This window comes from Helicobacter cetorum MIT 00-7128 (assembly GCF_000259255.1).
Taxonomy (GTDB): domain Bacteria; phylum Campylobacterota; class Campylobacteria; order Campylobacterales; family Helicobacteraceae; genus Helicobacter; species Helicobacter cetorum_B.
The window spans coordinates 316,799-339,350 of sequence record NC_017737.1 but is presented as its reverse complement, the minus strand read 5'-3'; the positions used below and the strand labels follow the sequence as shown (position 1 = coordinate 339,350).

Genomic DNA, 22,552 nt, shown 5'->3' with positions numbered 1-22,552 from the left:
ACACATGAATAAAGATAATAACACCAACTTGCGCCTTATCTTAGCGGTTGCGCTCTCATTTTTATTTATTACGATTTATAGTTATTTTTTCCAAAAAACTGAAGTCAAGCCCACTCAAGCACCAACAGCTACGCATTCTAATCAAGCGCCCAAAACTTCTGAGTTAGCTACAAATCCCACAAAAACCAACTCTCCCAACATGACATTAGAACAGAGCAATATTCTTACGACCATTGCTTTTGAACATGCAAAGATTGAGATAGACTCCTTAGGGCGTATTATGCAAGTCTATCTCAAAGACAAAAAATACTTAGCCCCCAAACAAAAAGGATTCATAGAGCATGTTTCATATCTTTTTGGGCATAATCAAAAAGAGTCCCAACAACTTAGCGAGCTCCCTCTTTTAGGTCTTGACAAATTACGCCCCCTAGAAGTGCGCTTTTTAGACCCCACACTAAATAACAAAGCCTTTAGCACCCCTTATGTAGCCTCTAAAGCACAGCTTGGCCCTAACGAACAGCTTGTCTTAACCCAAGATTTAGACACTATCACACTTACCAAAACACTCACTTTTTATGATGATTTGCACTATGATTTAAGTCTTAAACTAACCCCTAAAGAAAATGGGGGTGTAATCCCTGCTTATGTCCTATCTAATGGCTATAAGCCTATCGCTGATTTAGATAGCTACACTTTTTCAGGCACACTCTTAGAAAACAATGACAACAAAATTGAAAAAATTGAAGACAAAGATTCTAAGGAAATCAAGCGCTATTCTAATACCCTCTTCTTATCTAGCGTAGATAGATACTACACTACTTTGCTTTTTACTAAAGACTCTCAAGGTTTTGAAGCACTGATTGATTCAGAAGTTGGCACGAATAATCCTTTAGGCTTTATTTCCTTAAAGGGCGATGCAAACTTGCATGGCTATATTGGTCCTAAAGACTATCGTGCGCTTAAGGCTATCTCACCTATGCTTACTGATGTAGTGGAGTATGGACTAATTACTTTTTTTGCTAAAGGTGTGTTTATCTTATTAGACTTTTTGCATGATTTTGTAGGTAATTGGGGGTGGGCTATCATTTTTTTAACGCTTGTAGTGCGCCTTATTCTCTATCCTTTGAGTTATAAGGGTATGGTGAGCATGCAAAAACTCAAAGAGATTAGTCCCAAAATGAAAGAACTTCAAGAGAGATACAAAGGCGACCCCCAAAAGCTCCAAGCCCAAATGATGCAACTTTATAAAAAACATGGTGCTAACCCCCTAGGTGGGTGCTTGCCCCTACTCTTGCAAATTCCGGTATTTTTTGCCATATATAGAGTGCTTTATAATGCTGTAGAATTAAAAAGTGCTGAATGGATTTTGTGGATACATGATTTGTCTCTTATGGACCCTTATTTTATCTTGCCTATCCTTATGGGAATTTCTATGTATTGGCATCAATCTATTACGCCAAACACTATGACAGACCCTATGCAAGCAAAGATTTTCAAGCTATTGCCAATCATCTTTACCTTTTTCTTAATCACTTTCCCAGCAGGACTTGTGCTATATTGGACAACCAACAATATTTTTTCAGTCTTACAGCAATTTTTAATCAATAAAGTGTTAGAAAAGAAAAAACAACAACAAAATTCCTAGTTAAAGGCTTATTATGCAAACTCATTCTGTTGAAATTAAAGCTAAGACTTTAGAAGAGGCTCTTATTCAAGCCTCTATCAGCCTTAATTGCTCCATTGTAAACTTAAAATATGAAATTATCCAAATGCCCTCAAAAGGATTTCTAAATATTGGTAAAAAAGAGGCCATTATTCTAGCAAGCATTAAGGAAGAGAGCCAAGAAGAGCCAATGCAAGCCAAAGAGTTAAACCTGTCTTCTAGCCCCCAAGAAATACCCCAAGAAAAGCTTACTCCAAGTCTTAACCCCAATCAAGAAATCCAAGAAAAAGAAAAGGAGCTTGCAACCCCCCTTATCAATGAAACACCTATTCAAAAGCCTCATTCTTTAAGTGAAAATACTCCCAAAACGGATAAAACTCCCTTTAACCCACTTATCAAAGATGACTCTGCATTAAGCTCATTAGAAACCAAAACAACAAAACTCCCAAGATTAGACAAATTTGATGAGATTGAAGAAGAACTTAAAGAGCTTTTTTCTCATTTGCCCTATAAGATTAGCAAGGTAGAAGTAAGTTTATATGAGCCGTCTGTGCTTTTGATTGATATTGATGGTGAGGATTCAGCTCTTCTTATTGGCGAAAAAGGCTATCGTTATAAAGCTCTTTCTTACTTACTCTTTAATTGGATTCACCCCAAATATGGCTACAATATCCGTTTAGAAATTTCTACTTTTTTAAAAAATCAAGAAAAAGTTATGGATACCTATTTGGAAAGCGTGATTATGAGCGTGCATGAGGTAGGTAAGGCTCAAGTTAAGGCTTTAGATGGCGTATTGACTTACATTGCTCTCAAAAAGTTACGCAAAACTTTCCCCAATAAATACATTTCACTAAAAACCAATCTTAACGATGAACAATATATCGTTATTAATGATTTTTTTGAATGACAGATACCATTGTAGCTGTTGCTACCCCAGAGGGTAAGGGAGCCATTAGTATTATCAAAATGAGCGGAAAAAACGCTCTAAATATCCTTAAAAAACTCACCAAAAAACAAGATTTTACTTCACGCTATGCCTATGTGTGCGATGTTTTTTCTAATGATATTTTACTAGATAAAGCTCTAGCCCTCTATTTTAAAGCCCCCTATAGTTTCACAGGCGAAGATGTATGCGAGATTCAATGCCATGGCAACCCCCTTTTGGTGCATAATATTTTAAATGCTTGCTTGAATCTTGGGGCTAGGCTTGCTAAAGCGGGGGAATTTAGCAAGAGAGCCTTTTTAAACCACAAAATGGATTTAAGCGAAGTTGAGGCAAGCGCTCAAATCATTGCTTGTGAAGAAGAAAGCACTCTAAATGCACTCGCTAGACAACTAAAGGGCGCATTAAAAACCTTTATAGAAGATGCCAGAGAAACTCTTTTAAAACTTCTAGCAAGCTCAGAGGTCTTGATTGATTATAGCGAAGAGGATATTCCTCTTGATTTTATTCAAGAAGTAGAACAAAACTTAGGGGTTCAAATCACACGCTTTAAAGATTTATTAGACTTTTCAAACATGCACGCTAGTAAGGCTAAAGGGCATGCCTTAAGCATTGTTGGCAAACCCAATGCAGGCAAAAGCTCCTTATTGAATGCTATGCTCTTAGAAGAAAGGGCTTTAGTGAGCGATATTAAAGGCACTACAAGAGACACCATAGAAGAAATCATAGAATTGCATGGGCATAAAGTGCGTTTGATTGATACAGCAGGCATTAGAGAAACTGATGATAAGATAGAGCAACTAGGCGTGCAAAAAAGCCTTAAAAGCCTAGAAATTTGCGATATTGTCTTGGCGGTATTTGATTTATCTAAGCCCTTAGAAGAAGAAGATATTCATATTATTAACACCCTTAATACTAGCACTCCTAAACCTTGCATTATTGTTTTAAATAAGAATGATTTAAAATTAGAGCTTGATAAAGAGCGTTTAAGAGAGTTATTAAAAATTCCTTGCTCTTTTTTAGAAACTAACACGCTAGATTCTTCGGCTTGCTTAAAAGAATTAAGTCAAAAAATTAGCGAATTTTTCCCTAAAATTGACATTCAAAATAAACTCTTGCTCACTTCCCTGGCTCAAAAAAATGCCTTACAAAACACTATCAGCGAGCTAGAAAATGCCACAAATCACTTAGAAACTTTAGAGCTTTTTTCTTACCATATCTTAAATGCCATAGAGAGCTTAAATCTACTCACACGCCCTTATGAAAACGCCCAAATGCTAGATAGCATGTTTAGTGAATTTTGCTTGGGAAAATAAGAGTCAATAGAATATTCATCAAAGACAGAATAGGTTATTTTGCATATAAATATAGCCTAGTGCAACAACAAGTAGTTTAAAAACTTTATTAAACAAATTTACCGTGTAAAAACTTGAAAAATATAAAACCCTTAATCAAGCAAGATAAATCCATAGTCTAATATTGCCAAGCTTTCCTCCTAAAAGCTTGGCAATTTAACCTACAACAACGCTTTTATAGCGTCTTCAATAGGTTTTTGAGAGCCGGGTTCTACAAGTCTTTCGCCCACTTCTTTGGCGTCTTTGTAAAAAATCAAAGTAGGAATTTTACGAATGCCTAAGCTCTCTTTCAAATCCTCACTCTCATCAAAAGAAACCTTAAAAAATTGCACCTTCCCCTCATAAGCTTTAGCTAGATTATCCATAATCGGCTCAATTTTCCTACAATCCGGACACCAGCTCGCCCCGATATTGACTACCACCGCTCCTTCTTTAATTTTCTCTTCATAATTACTTCCATTGATAACTTCTAACATGCTATATCCTTTAATTTAATTTCCCCCTCGTAGCTAGAGTATAGCACAACCCAAACACCCTAAAGCTTAAAAGCTTGATTGAAAAACTAAGTTGTTTTAATCTGTCTTAATATTTGCCATAAATTTATGCAACTCATTATATTCTTGGCGGTTTAAAAAACGCATTTTCCCTACCGGCAAAGCGTTCAAATTCACAAAGCCATAACGCACACGCCTTAAATCCAATACTTCAGCATTAAAATACGCAAAAAAACGCCTTAATTCTCTATTCTTTCCCTCGCTAATAACCACCCTAAGCTTAGAATATTTGGCATGGTTTTTGATGATTTCATAAGAAATAAAGGGGGCAAATTCCATGCTTTTAATCGCAGTTTTACTATGTGCGCCCTTAGTGGCATTCTCTAATTTCAAGCCCTCTTGCATAGCAAGTTCTATATCCTTTGTAATCGCACCTTGAATTTTGATTAAATACTCTCTTCCTAAATTCGTATGCATTAAGGCACTCACCACCGCCTTACTATCGCTTAAAAGTAGCACCCCCTCACTCGCAAAATCCAAACGCCCCACAGGCACAAAATGAGCGTATTTTTTCTCCAAACTTTCATAAATCACACGCCTATTTAAGGGGTCAGCCTTACTCACTAACTCGCCCTTTGGCTTGTGATAGACCAGAACACTAAATTTTTTGTTTTTCAAAGGCTTGATTAGGCGTTTGTCTAAAAACACCTTGTCATTTTCCTTGATAATGCTAGTAAGTTTGGCATGCTCATGGTTGATTTTGACACGCCCTTCTAAAACAAGTTTTTCAGCCTCTCTTCGTGAATGCTTAGTATGGTGGGCTAAAAATTGATTGATTCTCATGTTAAATCTCTCCATTCTAATTCTTTAAACTCTTCTTTAATGCTTTCATCTACCAACAAATCACTTTGAAACTTGAATTGCTTGCCCTTATCTTTTATAATCAAGCATAAGGGGTGTTTGCCTTGATGCTTTAAAGCGCTCTCTTTGATTTGTTTTAAAAACTCTTTTTTCACATCATTTTCTAACACAATCGCCAAGGAGCAAGAGCTAGACGCTAACATCTCAATAGGTGGAATTTCTCGCACATCTTCTTTTTCTTTATTAGGGTCTTTATAACGAGCTTTTGGAATTTTAACTTCTCTAGCACTCTCTAAATCCAAGATTTCAAAAAGCCTTAATCGCGCGACTTCTTCTTGCTCTTCAATCTTGCATTTAAATACTAAGGGTTTGTTTATATCCAATTCTTCTAGGGCGTTTAATTGCTTTTCAAAAAGCATGAGTTCAAATTTGCCATATCTGTCTAAAATATCTGCTGTGCCATAAGGCTTACCGCTTCGTTTGCCAATTTTCTTTTTGATTTCCATAATCTTACCGAGCAAATAAGCTTGCGAGCCAATTTCTAACTCCTCAATATCAATGCTTTTGACTAAGTTTTTAAAGCCCTTAATCTCTTCTTTAAATTCATCTAAAGGATTACCTGAAACATGGATGCCTAAAATCTCATATTCATATTCTAAAAGCGTTTTAGCATCATGCTCGCCTAAATCAGTCATATTTAAAACGACCTGCTCTTTTTCTTCACTCTCTATTGCCCCAAAGAGCGAATTGCTTCCTTGCATCATCTCATTAGCTTTGTCTTTAGCACGCCCTGTATCACAGATTAAATCTAAGTTAGCGAGCATGGTTTTTCGTGTGTAGCCTAGATTATCCAAGCTCCCTGATTTGACTAAGGGTTCTAAGGATTTTTTAGTGATTTTAGAAAAATCCACCCGTGAAATAAAATCTTCTAAACTCTTATAATCCCCCTTAGCCCTCTCTTCAATGATGTTTCTAATTGGCTCACCCCCAGCTCCCTTAATCGCTCCTAATCCAAACACAATTTTCTTTTCTAATTCACCCTTTTCATTCTCAAATTCTTTAACACTGAAATCTTGCATAGAAGTGTTTACATGAGGGGGCGTAACTTCAATTTCTAAAGCCCTAACCTCATCAATATATCTAGCCACAGATTCAATCTTATTAGATTCGCTTGTAAGCATGGCTGCCATAAATTCGTGCTTGTAATAAGTCTTTAAATACGCTGTTTGGAAAGTTATCATAGCATAAGCTGCAGAGTGTGATTTGTTAAAACCATAGCCCGCAAATTTAACAATTAAATCCCACAAATCAGCCGCCTTTTTACTATCATGCCCTAAATTTTTAGCCCCTTCTACAAACTTAGCCTTATTGTCCGCCATAATTTGAGCGTCTTTTTTACCCATAGCACGACGGATTAAATCTGCCTCGCCCAAGCTAAACCCCCCAATCGTTTGAACAATTTGCATAACCTGTTCTTGATAAACTATCGTGCCATAAGTGGGTTTCAAAATCGGTTCTAAGTCTTTAAAAGCATAAGTAATAGGCTCAATGCCATGCTTTCTATTAACAAAATCATCTACCATGCCTGATTCCATAGGCCCTGGTCTTCCAAGCGCAATTATCGCAATAATATCTTCAAAACTTGATGGTCTTAAGCGTTTGTTAAGCCCTTGAAACATGCCCGATTCAATTTGGAATATCCCCACCGTGTCGCCACTCTGAATCGTTTTATAAACTTTGGGGTCGTCCATATCTAGCGACAAGAAGTCTAAGTCAATGTTATGCTGAGTTTTAATGATTTTAAGCGCGTCATCTATCACGGTCAAGGTTTTAAGCCCTAAGAAGTCAAACTTAATCAAATCCACCGGTTCTAAATACTTCATAGAATATTGCGTAACGATACCACCGGTTTTTTCAGATGCAAATAAAGGGGTTTTGTGCCACAGCTCTTTCTCGCTATCCACCACTAATGCGGCGGCATGCACGCCAGCATTACGATTTAAATTCTCTAGATTAAGCGAATACTCCCATACTTGTCTGGCTAAGTCATTACTCTCTACTAATTCTTTGATTTTAGGCTCTAATTCCCACGCTCCTTCCACAAACTCGCCATTTTTTTCATAACCTTTAAGCGTAATACCCAAGCGATTAGGAATGAGCTTTGCAAAATCATCAGCCTCCTTATAGGGCATGTCCAAAACCCTTGCGACATCTCTAATCACGCCCTTAGCTAACATCTTGTTAAAGGTTATCACTTGAGCCACATTGTATTTGCCATACTTTTCAATCATGTATTCTATGATTTCTCTACGCCTACGCTGACAAAAATCCGTATCAATATCAGGCATGCTGATTCTTTCAGGGTTTAGAAATCTTTCAAACAGCAAATCGTATTTCAAGGGGTCAATATTAGTGATTTTTAAAGCAAAAGCTACTAAACTTCCCGCCGCACTCCCCCTACCCGGTCCTACAGGAATACCCACTTCTTTAGCATGGCGGATAAAATCCCACACTATTAGCATATAGCCCGGAAACTTCATGTTGGTAATGACTTCAATTTCTTTTTCTAAACGCTCTTGATATTTTCCATGCTCAATTTCAGGCACTAATTTTAGACGCTCTTTTAACCCTTCTCTGGCCTTGTAAGCAAAATAAGAAGCATCATCTTCAAAATCTAGCCCCTCATTTTGTGCATAAGTTTTGGTGAATTTAAAGCTTGGGGGGGTTGGAGGGTTAGCTTTATCATCTTTTAAATCAATCTCTAAAGTGCATTTTTCAGCAATTTCTTGAGTGTTAGCTAGAGCCTCTGGAATATCAGCGAATAACTTCGCCATTTCTTCAAGCGATTTAATATAAAACTCATGCACAGAGTGTTTTAAGCGCCCTTTATCATTCATAATTTTACCCATAGCCACACACATCGCAATCTCTTGAGCCTTAGAATCACTTGGCATGGTGTAATGCGTGTCGTTTGTGGCAATGATTTTTAGCCCTGTTTCTAAGGACATTTTAATCACTTGTTCATCAATAAAACGCTGGTCTAATATGCCATGACGCATAATCTCTAAATAAAAATCCTCTTCAAAAATCTCTTGGTATTCACAAGCAATTCTTTTGGCCTCATCATAGCCCTTAGCTCCATATTTGCGATTTCTCTCACTATTAGTATTTAAATGAAAATTAACTTCGCCTTGTAAGCACGCACTAGAGGCAATAATACCCTTAGAATGCTCTCTTAAAAGCTTTTTATTAATGCGTGGGAAGTAATAAAACCCCTCTAAATATGCCATAGAGCTCAAATACATCAAGTTTTCATAGCCTTCTTGATTTTTGGCGAACAAGCACAAATGAAAGCGTTGTTTAGTCTCTTTACTAGAAAGATTTTCATCATTATGAATATAAGCTTCCATGCCTATAATGGGTTTAATGCCTTCTTTTTTCATGCTCGTATAAAAATCAATCGCTCCAAACATATTCCCATGGTCAGTCATGCTCACACTTTTCATGCCTAGCTCTTTAATGCGTTTGGCTAAGACTTTAATCTTATTAGCTCCATCTAAAAGCGAATATTCGGTGTGTAAGTGCAAGTGTGTGAATGCTTTAGTTTCTGTATTCATCAATAGCCTTTTATGCTTAATCAAGTTTTGATATTTTGTCTTCACGCATTATACCCCAAGCTACCCTAAATAATGGATTAAGTCATAGCAACCTAAATTTGTTGTATAATTGCTACTATAATAAGAAAAATATCTCTCTTTAATAATAAGTGAGTTCAAGGAGTTTTTATGAAAAAATCGGTTTTGTTTGGCGTTACGGCGTTTTGCGTGGCGTTTTCTTTTGCGCATGCAACCAATGACTTAGCATTGATTAAAAAGGCTAGAGAAAGTCATTTAGAGCCTATGCCTATAGGTAAGGCACTTAGAGAATACCAAATCAAAAAAACTAAAGATGTAGGTATTGGGGGCAATGATTCTAATGTAATGACTCAAGCTCAAGTAGAGTTAGGTAAAATGCTCTATTTAGACCCTAGAATTTCTACTTCTTACTTGGTGTCTTGTAACACTTGCCATAACTTAGGGCTTGGTGGCGTGGATTTAGCCCCTAAAGCTGTAGGCGCTCAGTGGAAGAGCAATCCCCACTTTTTAAACTCTCCAACTGTGTATAACTCAGTTTTTAATGATGTGCAATTTTGGGATGGTAGGGTTACGCATTTAGGCGAGCAAGCTCAAGGACCTATCCAAGCTCCTTTTGAAATGGGCGCTGACCCTAAAGTTGTAGTAGAAAAAATCAATTCTATGCCCGGCTATGTGAAGTTATTCAAAAAAGCTTATGGCAATAAAGTAAAGATTGATTTCAAGCTTATCACTGATACTATTGCAATGTTTGAGGCTACTTTAGTAACTCCAAGCAGATACGATGATTTCTTAAGGGGTAACCCTAAAGCCTTAAGCAAAGCAGAGCAAGAGGGCTTAGAAGTATTTATTGAAAAGGGTTGTGTGGGTTGTCATAATGGCATTAATTTGGGTGGTTCTATGCAAGCCTTTGGCGTGGTTAAGCCTTATAAGTTTGCTAATGTAGGCGATTTCAAAGGGGATAAAAACGGCATGGTTAAAGTGCCAACTCTAAGAAATATCACAGAGACTATGCCTTATTTCCATAACGGACAATATTGGGATGTTAAAGATGCGATTAAAGAAATGGGCTCTATCCAATTAGGTGTTGAAATTAGCGATGAAGAAGCTAAGAAAATTGAGACTTTCTTTGGTGCCTTAAAGGGCAAAAAACCTAAGATTGTTTATCCAGAACTCCCTACAATCACTGATAAAACCCCAAAACCCTCTTTTTAATTTTTTACAAAACCCTTTGTCAAAGGGTTTTGCATTTTAAGTTTAAACATTACAATACTTTCATCAAAGCTTTTTAAAATTCTTAGGTTTTTAAAAATATTTTTTATTTTAAATCTTATTTGTCTAAACAATTATTTTCTTGCTTTTTCTTTCAATCTCTTTAAAATCTTATTTCTTATTCACTGATTATAAAAATGTCATTTCTTGCTTTTTATTTCAATTTTTTTAAAAAACTTATTTCTTAAGGGTTGTTTTTAAATTTCACTTTTTTAAATCCTTTTATTTCTTAAGGGGGACAGGAGGTATTTGCGATATACCCCCACTTATCCCCCTTAACAACCCCCAAACCCCCTAAGAACGCTTTAAGAAGTTATCGCTTTAAAACTTTGTTTTAAGCTCTTTATATTTTAATAAAAATGCCAAAGGCGTTTTTTAATATTTTTGTCCTATCGTTTTTTATAATATTTCTTTCTTCCCTAAAACACAATCACTAATCAAAGCTTTTTTAAAAGCTTTAAGGGTGTTTTCTAATTGGTTTAAAGTGTTAGAAAGGGTGTCAATTTTTGAAACTTCTTTATCTAAAAACTCTGCGATTTTTTCTTGCTCTTCTAAAGGGGGTAGGGGCAAAACAAAATAACCTATTTTTTCTAATGGCACTCCATTTCTATCGCCTTGAATATTTGCGTTATAAAAATGATTAAAAATATCAGACAAAACAATATAAAACATAAAGCGTTCGTTTATGTCTTTTGTTTTGGTTTTAATGGCACATAATTTATTGCCAATGCTAACATTTTGCGTAACAAAACCTTTTTTTCTACCTCCACTACCCCCCTCTATACAAACTAGAATACAGCCCTTAACAAATTCTTTAAAGTTAGAGTTATTGTAGGGTATGTAAAGTTCTGTATTGTAATTAATTGTGCTTGTCTCTAGGTCAATATCTTTGGTTGCTATGTAAGGTCTTGCATTTTCCTTATTTTTGTAATTGTTTTTCTCATTATCACTAATGCTGTTTCCATTACTATACTTTGCTATATATTTTAATTTTGTAATTTCCCAATGTTTAGGCAATTCCCCTAGATAATCTATAGGGGTGTTTTTAGGGGAGCTTTGCTTGCTTTGATTCATTAAAAACTATGGTGTTACCAAATAAATTTTCATTTTTTGATTGTCTAAAATAAGCGTGTTTTTACCCCTTGTCAAAACAAACATGCCTTTGAAATTTTCCATAAAATCCAATTCAAATGCCATTAAGTGTTCGTCTCTGCAGACTTTTCTTGAAATCCCACTATCCTCTACTTTGATGTGGTTATTATCCCACCACATATAGCTTGCAAAATAGCGGTTGCAATACCCTCTCCCATAAATGCGCTCTTCATTTTGGTCAAAGACAAATTCCCCCATAGAATTTTTAGGGCGTGGCTTTTTTCTTAAAAGAGCATACCAGCGTTCATACCAATGCTTTTTTTTCTCTTTTTGCTCCATTTCTATCGTTTTAGCTTTTTCTTCGGGCAAAGCAGTGTTATCAGTAGAAAGACCTTCATCTTCTTGATTTTCCCTAAAGGCACTATCTGCAAGCATAGTGTCAATATTATAGGTTTTATGATTCATTTCTACTTTTTGGATTCTCCAATTACTATTTGATAGTTTTTTGTGGTCAAAAATCTTAAAGAGAAAACACCCTGAAAGCGTGCAAGCCAACATCACGCTCATTCCCATTAAACGCACATTCAATTCATTATTCCTTGATTAAAATTCCATACTTCTTGCCACAAAGCATGAGACCCCCTCCTTAATTTAAATTAGTTTTTACCCTCTTTAGCGCCTTGCTCTTGAATTGCTTTTTTAAGCAAATTGATAGCCTCTTGCACTGCTTGTTCGCTCACATGTTGGAGCGATTGTATCGCACTCTCTTGAAAATCTTGCTTATTTTCCTTATCTTTGCTGTCTTTGCTTACATTTATTGTCTTATTCTCCAAATTAGAAATGCCCTCATGTTTGATAATAACTCCAGAATGCGAATAGCCTTTCACGCTAATATCATATCCAAGTGCAAACTCCGCCTTATATTTAGCATTATCCTCTTCTAAGATAGAAAAAGAAAGAATCGTAAAGCGCACTGAATAGGGTGGCACTTTCATACCATAGGGGGGCAATGCCACACTTAGACACGCTTTTTGCGCCTCTTGCATAAACATGGTTTTTAGCATGTTGCGGGGCAAATCTACCCACTTTTGGTGTTTTCCATAAGTAATTTGCCCATCTTTTGCTTTAAAAACAATTTCTTTAGTGTTAAACAAATCTGCGCTTAAAATACTCACAAGCCCCACTTCAGCTACTTGCTTAGCACAACTATCTTTGGCAAAAGAACTTGCATTCAAATCATAGTTTTTAATTTCTGGCAACACTTGCCTAAGATTTAAATTCAAGCAACCACCAAGTATTAGCGCCAACACTAATGAGAGTGAAAATAACTTCAAATAAGTAGCTCTCATAATTACTTCCTTTCTCCAAAAATAGTTTTATAAGGGTCAGCATCAAACTTATCCATAAGCATTGAGCCTTTTTGCACAAAATTATCAATATTTCTCAAGCTCAACTCTGCTTGGATTATCAATGGGGTTAGCATAGTTTTGAAATCATATTGCCCTTGCTTAACACGCAAATCCACATTATAAACCAAATCATTGGCATTTTTTGCAATAGAATCAATCGTGCTTTTCATGCTATCAATATTGCTTGCAATATCATCTACAGAAGTTAGGATATGCTTGACTTTTTGCACATTTTCTTCATTAAGCATTTTATCTACATTTTTAACAATTTTCATCACTTCATTAACCACTTGATTAGCATCGCCAGCCAAACGCCCCATAAGCCCCTCTTTGAAAATCAAAACCCGCTCTTCTTTATCATTATTATTGTAAAATGCCTCATTCTTGCTTTGCTCTAGGGCTAAATACTTTAATCCCATAAGTCCTTGAGAAGAAACCATTACCATGGAATCTTTGCGAACCTTAATGTTTGAATCAATCATCAATTCTAAACGCACTACCCCCACACGATTTTTTGCAAAGCCTACTTTAATCACATTACCCACTTGAATGCCCTTATAGCTAATGGGCGAGTTGGTAGAAATCCCCCCTAGTTCTTTATCCGTATAAACAATATATTTTTGATATTTTCCATCTTCTAATCCCACATGACCGAGCCATAGAATGAAACCCACCATGCAAACTAAGCACAAAAAGAAAAGACCACCAATTAAGGTGTAATTTACATGCCTTTCCAAAATTTCTCTCCTCGTGTTGAATTGAATAAATTCCCCTCATCTAAGCCCTGAGACTGAGCTTTTTGAACAAATTCTTCTAAATTGCCATTAAATTCTAAAAGCCCATCTTTAAGCATAATAAATCTATCTACACAATCATGCACGGTATCTAAATCGTGCGTAATCATTACCACTGTAAGTTGCAAACTCTCTCTAAGAGTCATAATTAATTCATCAAATTTCCCCGCACTATAGGGGTCTAACCCGCTTGTTGGCTCATCTAAAAATAAAATCTCAGGATTGGTTGCCATAGCTCTAGCTAGACCCACACGCTTTTTCATGCCCCCACTTAACTCATAAGGATAGAGATGATAAGCCCTAGGGGGTAAGCCCACTTTTTCAATCCACATTTTAGAAATCTCTTCAATGATTTTTTTAGAATAAGGGCTATATTTTTCTAACATAATGCCAACATTTTCTAACACTGTTAAAGAGCTATAGAGTGCGCCAAACTGAAAGCAAATGCCACAACGATTAAAAATCTTAAGCTGTTCTTCATCTTTAAGTTTCCAAATATTTTCTCCAAAAAGTAGCACCTCCCCCTTTACAGGGCGATTAAGCAAAATCATACTTCTTAAAAGCGTGCTTTTGCCACTTCCTGAACCTCCTAAAATCGCCATAACTTCGCCCTTATGAACACTAAAACTCACACCTCTATGAATAATGGTGCTACCAAAGGCATTATGGATATCTTTAACCTCAATTAAGATTTCATTATTTGTTTTATCCATCTTAAATATCCAATTTAGAAAAGATAATAGAAAATACTGCGTTTAAAAAGATTATCCAAAACAAAGCATTCACAACACTAATGGTAGTTAAGCGCCCAATGCTCTCAGTATCTCCCTTAACCTCAAAACCACGCATACACCCCACCATTGCAATTGCAAACCCCCAAAAAGGCGCTTTGACAATGCCTACCCAAAAATGACTCCAACTCACCGTATCATGCAAGCGGTCTACATAATGTGAAAAAGTCAATCCTAATTGATACTTAATGGCAAACATGCCTCCAAGAAGTGCGAATGCATCAGCAATAAAAACCATTAAAGGCAAGACAATCACTAAAGCTAAAACTCTAGGCAAAACCAAAAATTCAAAAGGGCTAAAGCCCATAGTTTTCATAGCGTCTAGCTCTTCAGTGATTTTCATTACCCCAATTTGAGCGGTAAAGCTACTCGCACTGCGCCCTGCAATAACAAGAGTTAAGATAAAAGGGCCAATTTCTCTTAAGGCAAGTTTAGCCGTCATTTCAACTGCCGTCAAAGGCACGCCCATTTCTTGCAACTCTAATGCCCCTTGCAAAGCGATAGCAAACCCAACGATAAACACGGTTAGAATGCTTACAGGCAAGACTTTGAAACCGGATTCATTGATATGATAGACTAATGGCGTAAAGCAAAAGCGCTTAGGATTTACAACACCCTTAGCAAAATAAAACAAAATCATGCCACAGAAGTTTAGGGCATTTAAAAAGGTGTTGCAAAACTCTACAACTCCCCTACCCATTTTTGCAAGCAACAATTCACGCCTAGCGCTTGTTTTTTTAGATTGTAAGACTTCTTCATCTTGCAACACCCAATCTTGCACTACCTTAAGCGCACAAGCATTGGTCTCACATACATTGCATAATTCTATATCTAGGCGGTGTGTTTTAATCAAATCAAATAAGAACATGCCAAACACAAAATCTATATTCTTACATAAAGAAAGGTCAATTTTTAAGCGCCCCTTATGTTTCAATAAGGCTGTTTTAAGCTCTCCTAAAAGCTTGGCGCTCGTTCTAAAATTCCAATCTCCCCTCAAAACTAATACCGAATTAGCACCCTCGCTGGTAATTTCTAAAAAGCTTTGTTTTTCTATTCCCATAAAATGCTCTCTATTCAAATAAAAATTTGTTTAGTAAACACCGCTTAACTTGCGCTCATAAAGCTATTTTAACACAAAATAGTATAAACTAACCAAATAATATTTTATTAAGTTAAAGGCGCAATTATTTCTAAAATATCTAAACAATTCGGTTCTTTTTTATGCCTTTTTATCCTATTGAGTCTTATTGCTCCACAAGCCTATGGTTCTACAGAGCCACAACCAATTAAAAAGGTTACAAACAGAAATAAAAAAGCCCATGAGGCTTTGTATAAAAGCATTATCAATCGCCAACGCCTAACACGCAAAAAAAGTGGTTGGTATTTTGGCACAGGCTTTGGGGTTTTAGATGCCATTAAAGATTATCAAGGTAAAGAAGTCAAAAACTTTATCGCAACACTCAATCTAAAAACCGGCGTGCAAAGCTTTTTCAAAAGATATGTTGGGGTTAGAGGATTTTTTGCATGGGACTTAGGCACAGGAAAAGTCAACTATCAAAGCCATAGCGACCCCACCAACTCCTTTTTTACCATGCTTTCAGTAGGCATGGATATTATTATGGAATTTCCCTTAGGTAGCTATAAATATTACTTAGGAGCGTTTGGGGGTGCAGGAGGAGGGGTGGTAGTCTATGCTGATAATGAAAATTTTAAACTCATTAAGCATGCGGCTTATGCGGGCGGACTCACTATAGATGGGGGTATCTCTTTAACACTCTTTTTAAGACATCGCATTGAATGGGGGTTTAAGATTTTGCCTACAGCTCGCATGCTTTCTAAATCAGAGCGTTTTGAAACCTCAGCCATGTTTTATATGATGTATAACTACAAATTTTAGTCATATCAAAATCTACAAAATACTAAACACGAACACCCCTTTAAAATCTATTTTTTAAAAAATCATTACAAAAGGTAACTTTCTATTTTGGAGTTATTTTTGATAACTACTTGATGAAACGCTATAAAATGCGCAAATCCTTGATTATTTTCTTATTTATACTTAAAAAATAGAAATAAAAACAAACAGAAAATTAATAAAATTAAGACTAATTTTAAAATCTCTACAATAGAATACGGAGCATTTAATTTTTATTAATTATTTTTTATACACATTTTAATTTCAAGGAGAACTAAGTGGTATGCAATCACACACGCAACAATACAACAATACAACAATACAACAATACAACAATACAACAATACAACAATACAACAATACTAACACGCCTTAATTCATCTCTTCCAAAAACTTTCTTTGCTTTTACTTTAGGTTCGCTTTTAAGCGCTAACACACTTATTGCTGAAGAAAATGGTTGGTTTTTTGGCATTTCGTATGAAACAAGCTACGCCAAACAAAATATCAAAAATCCTGGGGCTAACATTGCAAGCGAATTAAGAAAAACCATAAGTTCAAGCGTAACTAAAAACCATAAGTCTGTAACCCCTCTAACTTATATGGCGCAAATCATAGGCGAAAACACTAAAGCTCTTATGCAAGCTATTTGTCCGGGGGCAAGCGATAAGAATCCTTGCACTAATGGGGCATCAAAATCAGGGCCAACTTTTGCTCCCTATAACCCTACTAACCTCAATAATGCTCTCACAGCACTTAACACACTAATTAGCGAGTCTCAAAAAAATGCTAATGACCCTAATTTTTCCCCTACAACCATTCTAAATAACCAAACCTTAGATGCCCAGCAAATCGCTAATATCGTTTTAAACGATGTTAATAGTGCTATTGCCACTTTGATGTATAACCAATCCGCATCAGGAGCGATGAATGGAAACTATCAAGGCTTTGTAGGAAAAATCAATGGCAAGACTATTAGCACTCAAGAGCTTTTTAATAGCATTGCTCAAATCACTTCTTTTGGCATTGATAGCGGATTTCAGTATGTGCCATGCGATAGCAAATGCCAACAAGCTAATAGCAATGTTAGTAGTGGCTCATATGAATACTCCAATACCAATGGCTTAGCTATCACTAATATTGAAGATAGTATGAATATTTTTGAAGCAAAAGCCAACGCCTTAAACAAAAATTCTAATGAGACTCAATACCAAAACTTATTAGTTAATGGGCAAAACCTAGCCAATAAAATGGGACAACTACAAGATTACGCTAAAAATAATTTAATTATCAATAGCTCCCAACAAATAGGTCTTAACAAAGCTAATCAAGAAGTCCTTGACACACTCAAACAACTCCATGCGCAAAACTCCGCATTAAATGCTATCACGCTTTTACCGGGCTTTGCCTCGCAGTCTAATAGCGTGTCTAATATGAATGGCTTTGGAGCTAAAATAGGTTACAAGCAATTCTTTGGGCAAAAGAAGTGGTTTGGCTTGAGATATTATGGCTTTTTTGACTATGGCTATGCTGGGTTTAATAACAATATAAGTGTGAAAACCAATCTAGTTACTTATGGGGCTGGAATGGATAGCCTATTTAATGTTTTCCAACGCAAAGGCAAATCTAGCTCCTTTTCTTTAGGACTCTTTTTAGGCTTTCAATTAGCAGGGCAGACTTGGATAAGCTCTTTAAATCAAATTCTTCCAAGTGGCTCTAAAATCAATCATTCTAGCTTTCAATTCTTGTTTAACTATGGCTTTAGAACTTATTTTTCCAAAAAATACACCAATTCTTCTCAAAAGCCCTTGCAACAAGGCTTTGAAATTGGCATGAAAGTCCCCACTATCCCACAAACCTATGTCAAAAATAGCGGTTTGCAAGTGGATTATATGCGTTCATATAGTTTTTATTTGAGTTATTTAATAGGATTTTAAGGAATAATTATGATTTTAAACACTTATCAACAAAACCGCAATAAAATAAAAATTTTTAGTCAATCACTCGCTTTAAGCACCCTTTTAAGCTCTATGTTGGTCGCTGAAGACAATGGATTTTATGCATCTATTGGCTATCAAATCGGTCAAGCTCAACAAAAAGTCAATAACAAAAGCTCTGTTATCACTCAAAAAATTATTAGTGAAATGCAAAATGATGCTAATTATATTGCCAATAACAATAATGGCGTGCTAAACTCTTTGTCTAACAGCATTTTAAACGCTTTTTTCAATGCTTTAAGTAATACCAATGCAATCGCCTCTTGTGCGAATGGTCAAATTGATTGCTCTAACAATCAAGCTGGTGTGATTAAGACCATTCAAAAGCGCCTAGAGGCAGATAGTAACACTCAAAAAGCCTATTATAGTAGCTTGAATTTGCAAAATCTTGCTACACAGCTTATCGCCACTATAGGTCAAAGTAGCTGGAATAAAGCCCACACTTACAACCCTTTAGTAGATATTATGAAACTAAGTAGCGCCAATCTTAACTCTATGGTCAAAAACTCCATCTCACTCTTCCCAAATATTGATAATCTCAACCCTCAATCATCAATGAATCAAGTGCAAAAAGACTATAACGCTTTAAAAGTCTTTGTAGATAAGGCTAACTTATTAAACAATGCTTTAGAAAAGCCTTTAATGGATAGCTATCTTAATGAATTAAATAATATCGCTAGTGAAACGCACAGCCAAGAGGCTATCAATAGCCTTAAAAACATTCAAGAGCAATTTCAGGGTATCAACGCCCTTATAAACGAGCAAGCAAGCTCTGGGGGTTGTTCCTATTCTAATAATCCACCCTATTTTGCTACGGCTAATAGCACCAACAATCTAGGCACAGGGTGTAATCAAACTTTAGCTATAAATGTCCTTTCTAGCGATTTACAAAAGAAACTAGAAACCTTGCAAAACACTCTAGCTAATGATTTGAAACATCTCGCCGATGTGCCTAATAACAGCGCCAAAAACGCATACGCTCAAATTTTAGAAACCATGAAAAATCAAGTGGGGGGCATTCTCAATGCTAACACCCTAAGCAACCTTATGGTCTATCTCAATGGCATTAACAATGCTAGTGGTTATGGCCAACAACAAAATATCCTTACCCCAAATAGCTTGGATAATCAAATCACTAATGCCATCAACTCTTCTAGTGGGGCTAAAATCGCTGCCAACGAACAAGATGCCATTACTGAAACTCTTAACGCTCTTGAAAAATTCCAACAACAAAACCCTAACTATGATTTTAATGGCAACACCACTTTACAAAAACTTTTTGACACACAAGACAAAGGCAGTATCTATTATCAGCTAAAAAACCAAGGTCAACTTCTAACCAACACTCTAAATAACGCTTATAACACTATCAATACCACTTACACAAGCCCAAATGGGCTAGAAAGCATTTTGAATAATCAAAACTTGATGTATTCAATCAATCAAGCCATTACAGCTAATACCCTTAAACAACTAGGCGTTACTAATTACACTAATTTTACCGATTACACTAAAGCTTTTATCAACAACTTACAACAAGCCAGCACTAATCCAAATAGTGGCATAACCACACAAGCCCTTACCACTGAAATGAATAACATGATAAGGCTCGTGCAACTGATGATAAACTCTGATAGCTCAGGCTATCTCAAAGACTATACAAGTAGTTTGGATAATCTCATTACTGAATTGCAAAATGCACAATCACAATTAAACAATACTTCTATGAATAGCGTTATCAATAATATTTTGCAAACCATTAGCAATCAAACTTCTAGCGTGCAAGTCTTTAGTCAAAATCTATCCCAACTACTAGCTAGTAAAAATAGCACCGACTTGAGTCAATTACAATCCTTTATTAAAGAAATCAATCAAAAAATGGCGAACTTGGAAAACAGCATACAATCGCACACAGACACTAGAGCTTTTTATCAATATAATGCGGGAGTTTCTAAGCAACAAGGCATCGCTAATGGTATTGGCGTATCCATAGGATACAAACAATTCTTTGGCAAGCAACGATTCTTTGGCATAAGGTATTATGGCTTTTTTGATTATAACCATGCTTCTATTGGAGTAACTTCCAATCAAGTAGCGACTAATATCTATACTTATGGCGTGGGGACTGACTTGCTTTATAATTTCTTTAGAAGAACTTTTGTGAGTAAGGCGATTAATGTAGGGATTTTTGGGGGCATTCAAATTGCTGGAAACACATGGGAAAGCTCTTTGGATAATCAAATCAAATCTCAATGGGGTTCTAAAGCAATCAATCCCACTAATTTTCAATTTTTATTCAATTTAGGCTTTAGAACCAACTTCGCCTCCCTAATAAGCCAAGCTAGTTCTAAAAAATTTTTAAGAGGTAGGCTTTTGCAACAAGGCATTGAATTTGGCGTAAAAATCCCCACTATCAACCAACAATACTTAAAAAGTCATAGTGCAGATTTAGAATACAGAAGGCTTTATTCTTTTTATGTAAACTATGTGGTTGGCTTTTAAAATTTAGCACCCCTTTAAAAGGGTGCTAATACTCTTATTGATTTTCTTATTTGATTTTTAAAAAACTCAAAATCCCTTGCAATACTCTCTTTGGGTCATATTTATCACATATCTTGCACCCATACATACCAAGCAAAATCACAAGCCATGAGATATACACCCAACTCATCAAAAACCATAAAATAGATACATTTCCATATAATTCGTGATAGGTGCGATTATACAGCACATAGTAAGTGAACGCCCATTTTAAAATGTGCCAAGAAACGCTTGTAAAAAATACCCATAAAAACACCCAAAATCTATGCAAAAATACATGATTAGTAGGAATAGTAAAAAGGATTAAAAAAAACCCATAAGTCCCAATCCAACGCAAACAATGCAACAAGCTAGAGTTTCTATCATCAAAAAACACTTGGATTTTAATATCAAAAAATACCACTAATGGCAGAGCAAATAAAAACACTAAAGTAGTGCCAAAACCCCAAAATAAAAAGATTTCTCTACCCTTAAAATAGATATAGTCTCTTGGTCGTGCCTCAAAAATCTTAGAGGCAATATTGCGATAATTTTCACAAAACAATACTAAAGCCACAAGAATGGAAAAAGCCTCTATCACGCCCAAAGTCATATCTGTCTTTTTAAAAGTTTCTAAAAACTCCTTAATAGCGCTCATAAGCTTTGGTGCGTTAGGGAAAATAAGTGCCTCCACTTCGCCCACATGCGCTTGCATATATGAAGAAACAAAAATCGTAAACACAAACAACAAAATGGGCGAGAGCGATAAAATCGTATAAAAACTTAAGCTTGAGGCATAAGAAAAAAGCTCGCCAATCCCTTCAAAAAATTTTTTTAGGCGAGCTGGAAAACACATCTTAACCAAGTGGAAAAATCCTCTTAAGTTTCTTAAAAACACTCTTAAGTTAAACATTAATGACAACTTGTAGCCATTTTTAAGCCATAAGAGAGCAATTTCTCAATATCTCTTTTGGATGCTAGTCCTTTGGTAGTGAGATAATCCCCTAACACCACCGCATTAATGCCATACTCAAATAACTTAGCCTCCTCATCACCCTTAAACACTACCTCACGCCCCCCAGCAACCATAAGTCTAGCATTAGGTAAAAATTCTTTTGCCATAATCACGCATTCTAAGGCTTCATCAGCGCTCAAAGTCTCTATCTCAATAGGCAACACCGGATTTTTGATAAAGAAATTAATGGGTGTGGTATGAGGCCCTAGGGTTTGCAAAGAGCGCAACATATCCATTCTATCTTCCCAACTCTCCCCAAGTCCAAAAATCCCCCCACTACATAGCCCTAGCCCCGCTCTTAGAGTATTTTCACATGTAATAAAGCGTTCTTCCCAAGTATGCGTGGAGCAAATCTTGGGAAAGAAATTTTGCGAAGTTTCTAAATTATGGTTATAACTATGAATACCTGAATCTCTTAAATATTCTAGTTTGTCCAAATCTGCTCTTCCACAACATGCAATTAAATGTAAGCCTAGCTCTTCTTTGTTGATAGCGTGGGCTAATTTAGCAATGTATTCGCATTTTTCATCATCTAATTCACGCCCAGAAGTTACCAAGCAAAACCCCAAAGCCCCTAATTCTCTTAAGGCTCTAGCCTCTTCTAACACTACTTTTTCATCTTTAAACTTGTAGCGCTTGATTTTGCCTTGATGGTGTGAGCTTTGCGTGCAATAGGCACAATCTTCTTTGCAATCCCCACTACGCACATTTGAAATAGAGCATAAAAAAATCTCTTGCATAATTGTTTTCCTTAATATTAAAGATTGATTATAGCAAAGATAAAAACTTAAAATTATTTAAC

The 22,552-nt window shown here is 36.0% G+C and carries 18 protein-coding genes; 7 read left to right on the top strand and 11 right to left on the bottom strand.

The features are described 5' to 3' along the window. The first annotated feature begins 4 nt into the window (after positions 1 to 4). From yidC to mnmE, 3 genes are read left to right on the top strand one after another with little or no spacing between them, the layout of a single operon-like run. Positions 5 to 1,645, top strand: coding sequence for a membrane protein insertase YidC (gene yidC / locus HCW_RS01665; protein WP_014660495.1), 1,641 nt, complete (start codon positions 5 to 7; stop codon positions 1,643 to 1,645). Positions 1,646 to 1,658: 13 nt separating this feature from the next. Then, positions 1,659 to 2,570, top strand: a complete 912-nt coding sequence (locus HCW_RS01660; protein WP_014660494.1) for a Jag N-terminal domain-containing protein — start codon at positions 1,659 to 1,661, stop codon at positions 2,568 to 2,570. After that, complete coding sequence (gene mnmE, locus HCW_RS01655) at positions 2,567 to 3,922, top strand: tRNA uridine-5-carboxymethylaminomethyl(34) synthesis GTPase MnmE (RefSeq protein WP_014660493.1); 1,356 nt, start codon at positions 2,567 to 2,569, stop codon at positions 3,920 to 3,922. The genes HCW_RS01660 and mnmE overlap by 4 nt, the downstream gene beginning before the upstream one ends. A gap of 200 nt (positions 3,923 to 4,122) precedes the next feature. On the opposite strand, the gene HCW_RS01650 is transcribed toward mnmE, so the two are convergent. From HCW_RS01650 to dnaE, 3 genes are all read right to left on the bottom strand, one after another. Further along, positions 4,123 to 4,437, bottom strand: a complete 315-nt coding sequence (locus HCW_RS01650) for a thioredoxin family protein (RefSeq protein ID WP_014660492.1) — start codon at positions 4,435 to 4,437, stop codon at positions 4,123 to 4,125. Between the two features lie 96 nt (positions 4,438 to 4,533). Continuing rightward, complete coding sequence (locus HCW_RS01645) at positions 4,534 to 5,313, bottom strand: pseudouridine synthase (protein WP_043902555.1); 780 nt, start codon at positions 5,311 to 5,313, stop codon at positions 4,534 to 4,536. Then, entirely contained in the window at positions 5,295 to 8,933 is a 3,639-nt protein-coding gene (gene dnaE, locus HCW_RS01640) for a DNA polymerase III subunit alpha (protein WP_014660490.1), read from the bottom strand. The genes HCW_RS01645 and dnaE overlap by 19 nt, the downstream gene beginning before the upstream one ends. Before the next feature lie 168 nt (positions 8,934 to 9,101). On the opposite strand from dnaE, the gene HCW_RS01635 reads away from it, so the two are divergent. Further along, positions 9,102 to 10,163 carry a cytochrome-c peroxidase gene (locus tag HCW_RS01635; protein WP_014660489.1) on the top strand — a complete coding sequence of 354 codons (1,062 nt, stop codon included), beginning with the start codon at positions 9,102 to 9,104 and terminating at the stop codon, positions 10,161 to 10,163. Between the two features lie 456 nt (positions 10,164 to 10,619). On the opposite strand, the gene HCW_RS01630 is transcribed toward HCW_RS01635, so the two are convergent. The 6 genes from HCW_RS01630 to HCW_RS01605 all read right to left on the bottom strand — a co-directional run bounded on the left by HCW_RS01630 (position 10,620) and on the right by HCW_RS01605 (position 15,366). After that, a complete protein-coding gene (locus HCW_RS01630) occupies positions 10,620 to 11,294 on the bottom strand; it encodes a restriction endonuclease subunit S (protein ID WP_014660488.1) in 675 nt (224 codons plus the stop codon). Positions 11,295 to 11,300: 6 nt separating this feature from the next. Next, positions 11,301 to 11,900 (bottom strand): META domain-containing protein, encoded by a 600-nt coding sequence (locus tag HCW_RS01625; protein WP_014660487.1) that lies wholly within the window; start codon positions 11,898 to 11,900, stop codon positions 11,301 to 11,303. A 68-nt stretch (positions 11,901 to 11,968) separates the two neighbouring features. Beyond that, positions 11,969 to 12,661 carry an ABC-type transport auxiliary lipoprotein family protein gene (locus HCW_RS01620; protein WP_014660486.1) on the bottom strand — a complete coding sequence of 231 codons (693 nt, stop codon included), beginning with the start codon at positions 12,659 to 12,661 and terminating at the stop codon, positions 11,969 to 11,971. Between the two features lie 2 nt (positions 12,662 to 12,663). Continuing rightward, on the bottom strand, positions 12,664 to 13,458 hold the full coding sequence (locus HCW_RS01615; protein WP_014660485.1) for an MlaD family protein: 795 nt from the start codon (positions 13,456 to 13,458) through the stop codon (positions 12,664 to 12,666). Then, complete coding sequence (locus HCW_RS01610) at positions 13,443 to 14,228, bottom strand: ABC transporter ATP-binding protein (protein ID WP_014660484.1); 786 nt, start codon at positions 14,226 to 14,228, stop codon at positions 13,443 to 13,445. Before HCW_RS01610 ends, HCW_RS01615 begins: the two co-directional genes overlap by 16 nt. Before the next feature lies 1 nt (position 14,229). Beyond that, positions 14,230 to 15,366 carry an ABC transporter permease gene (locus HCW_RS01605; RefSeq protein ID WP_014660483.1) on the bottom strand — a complete coding sequence of 379 codons (1,137 nt, stop codon included), beginning with the start codon at positions 15,364 to 15,366 and terminating at the stop codon, positions 14,230 to 14,232. Between the two features lie 135 nt (positions 15,367 to 15,501). Here HCW_RS01605 and HCW_RS01600 point away from each other — a divergent pair, with 135 nt between their 5' ends. From HCW_RS01600 to HCW_RS09825, 3 genes are all read left to right on the top strand, one after another. After that, positions 15,502 to 16,203, top strand: a complete 702-nt coding sequence (locus HCW_RS01600) for an outer membrane beta-barrel protein (RefSeq protein WP_418904631.1) — start codon at positions 15,502 to 15,504, stop codon at positions 16,201 to 16,203. Between the two features lie 296 nt (positions 16,204 to 16,499). Further along, positions 16,500 to 18,155: an outer membrane protein gene (locus HCW_RS01595; RefSeq protein WP_014660481.1), complete on the top strand. Its 1,656-nt coding sequence runs from the start codon at positions 16,500 to 16,502 to the stop codon at positions 18,153 to 18,155. A gap of 9 nt (positions 18,156 to 18,164) precedes the next feature. Then, a complete protein-coding gene (locus HCW_RS09825; protein ID WP_014660480.1) occupies positions 18,165 to 20,717 on the top strand; it encodes an outer membrane protein in 2,553 nt (850 codons plus the stop codon). Between the two features lie 46 nt (positions 20,718 to 20,763). On the opposite strand, the gene HCW_RS01585 is transcribed toward HCW_RS09825, so the two are convergent. Beyond that, entirely contained in the window at positions 20,764 to 21,648 is an 885-nt protein-coding gene (locus HCW_RS01585) for a YihY family inner membrane protein (protein ID WP_014660479.1), read from the bottom strand. Next, positions 21,648 to 22,544 (bottom strand): biotin synthase, encoded by an 897-nt coding sequence (locus tag HCW_RS01580; protein WP_269208212.1) that lies wholly within the window; start codon positions 22,542 to 22,544, stop codon positions 21,648 to 21,650. Before HCW_RS01580 ends, HCW_RS01585 begins: the two co-directional genes overlap by 1 nt. Positions 22,545 to 22,552 lie beyond the last annotated feature (8 nt).

Coding starts and splice junctions, on each gene's coding strand:
- mnmE (WP_014660493.1), top strand. CDS start 2,567: ATGACAGATACCATTGTAGCTGTTGCTACCCCAGAGGGTAAGGGAGCC.
- HCW_RS01585 (WP_014660479.1), bottom strand. CDS start 21,648: ATGTTTAACTTAAGAGTGTTTTTAAGAAACTTAAGAGGATTTTTCCAC.
- HCW_RS01645 (WP_043902555.1), bottom strand. CDS start 5,313: ATGGAGAGATTTAACATGAGAATCAATCAATTTTTAGCCCACCATACT.
- HCW_RS01650 (WP_014660492.1), bottom strand. CDS start 4,437: ATGTTAGAAGTTATCAATGGAAGTAATTATGAAGAGAAAATTAAAGAA.
- HCW_RS01635 (WP_014660489.1), top strand. CDS start 9,102: ATGAAAAAATCGGTTTTGTTTGGCGTTACGGCGTTTTGCGTGGCGTTT.
- HCW_RS01660 (WP_014660494.1), top strand. CDS start 1,659: ATGCAAACTCATTCTGTTGAAATTAAAGCTAAGACTTTAGAAGAGGCT.
- HCW_RS01630 (WP_014660488.1), bottom strand. CDS start 11,294: ATGAATCAAAGCAAGCAAAGCTCCCCTAAAAACACCCCTATAGATTAT.
- HCW_RS01620 (WP_014660486.1), bottom strand. CDS start 12,661: ATGAGAGCTACTTATTTGAAGTTATTTTCACTCTCATTAGTGTTGGCG.
- HCW_RS01610 (WP_014660484.1), bottom strand. CDS start 14,228: ATGGATAAAACAAATAATGAAATCTTAATTGAGGTTAAAGATATCCAT.
- dnaE (WP_014660490.1), bottom strand. CDS start 8,933: ATGAATACAGAAACTAAAGCATTCACACACTTGCACTTACACACCGAA.
- HCW_RS09825 (WP_014660480.1), top strand. CDS start 18,165: ATGATTTTAAACACTTATCAACAAAACCGCAATAAAATAAAAATTTTT.
- HCW_RS01605 (WP_014660483.1), bottom strand. CDS start 15,366: ATGGGAATAGAAAAACAAAGCTTTTTAGAAATTACCAGCGAGGGTGCT.
- yidC (WP_014660495.1), top strand. CDS start 5: ATGAATAAAGATAATAACACCAACTTGCGCCTTATCTTAGCGGTTGCG.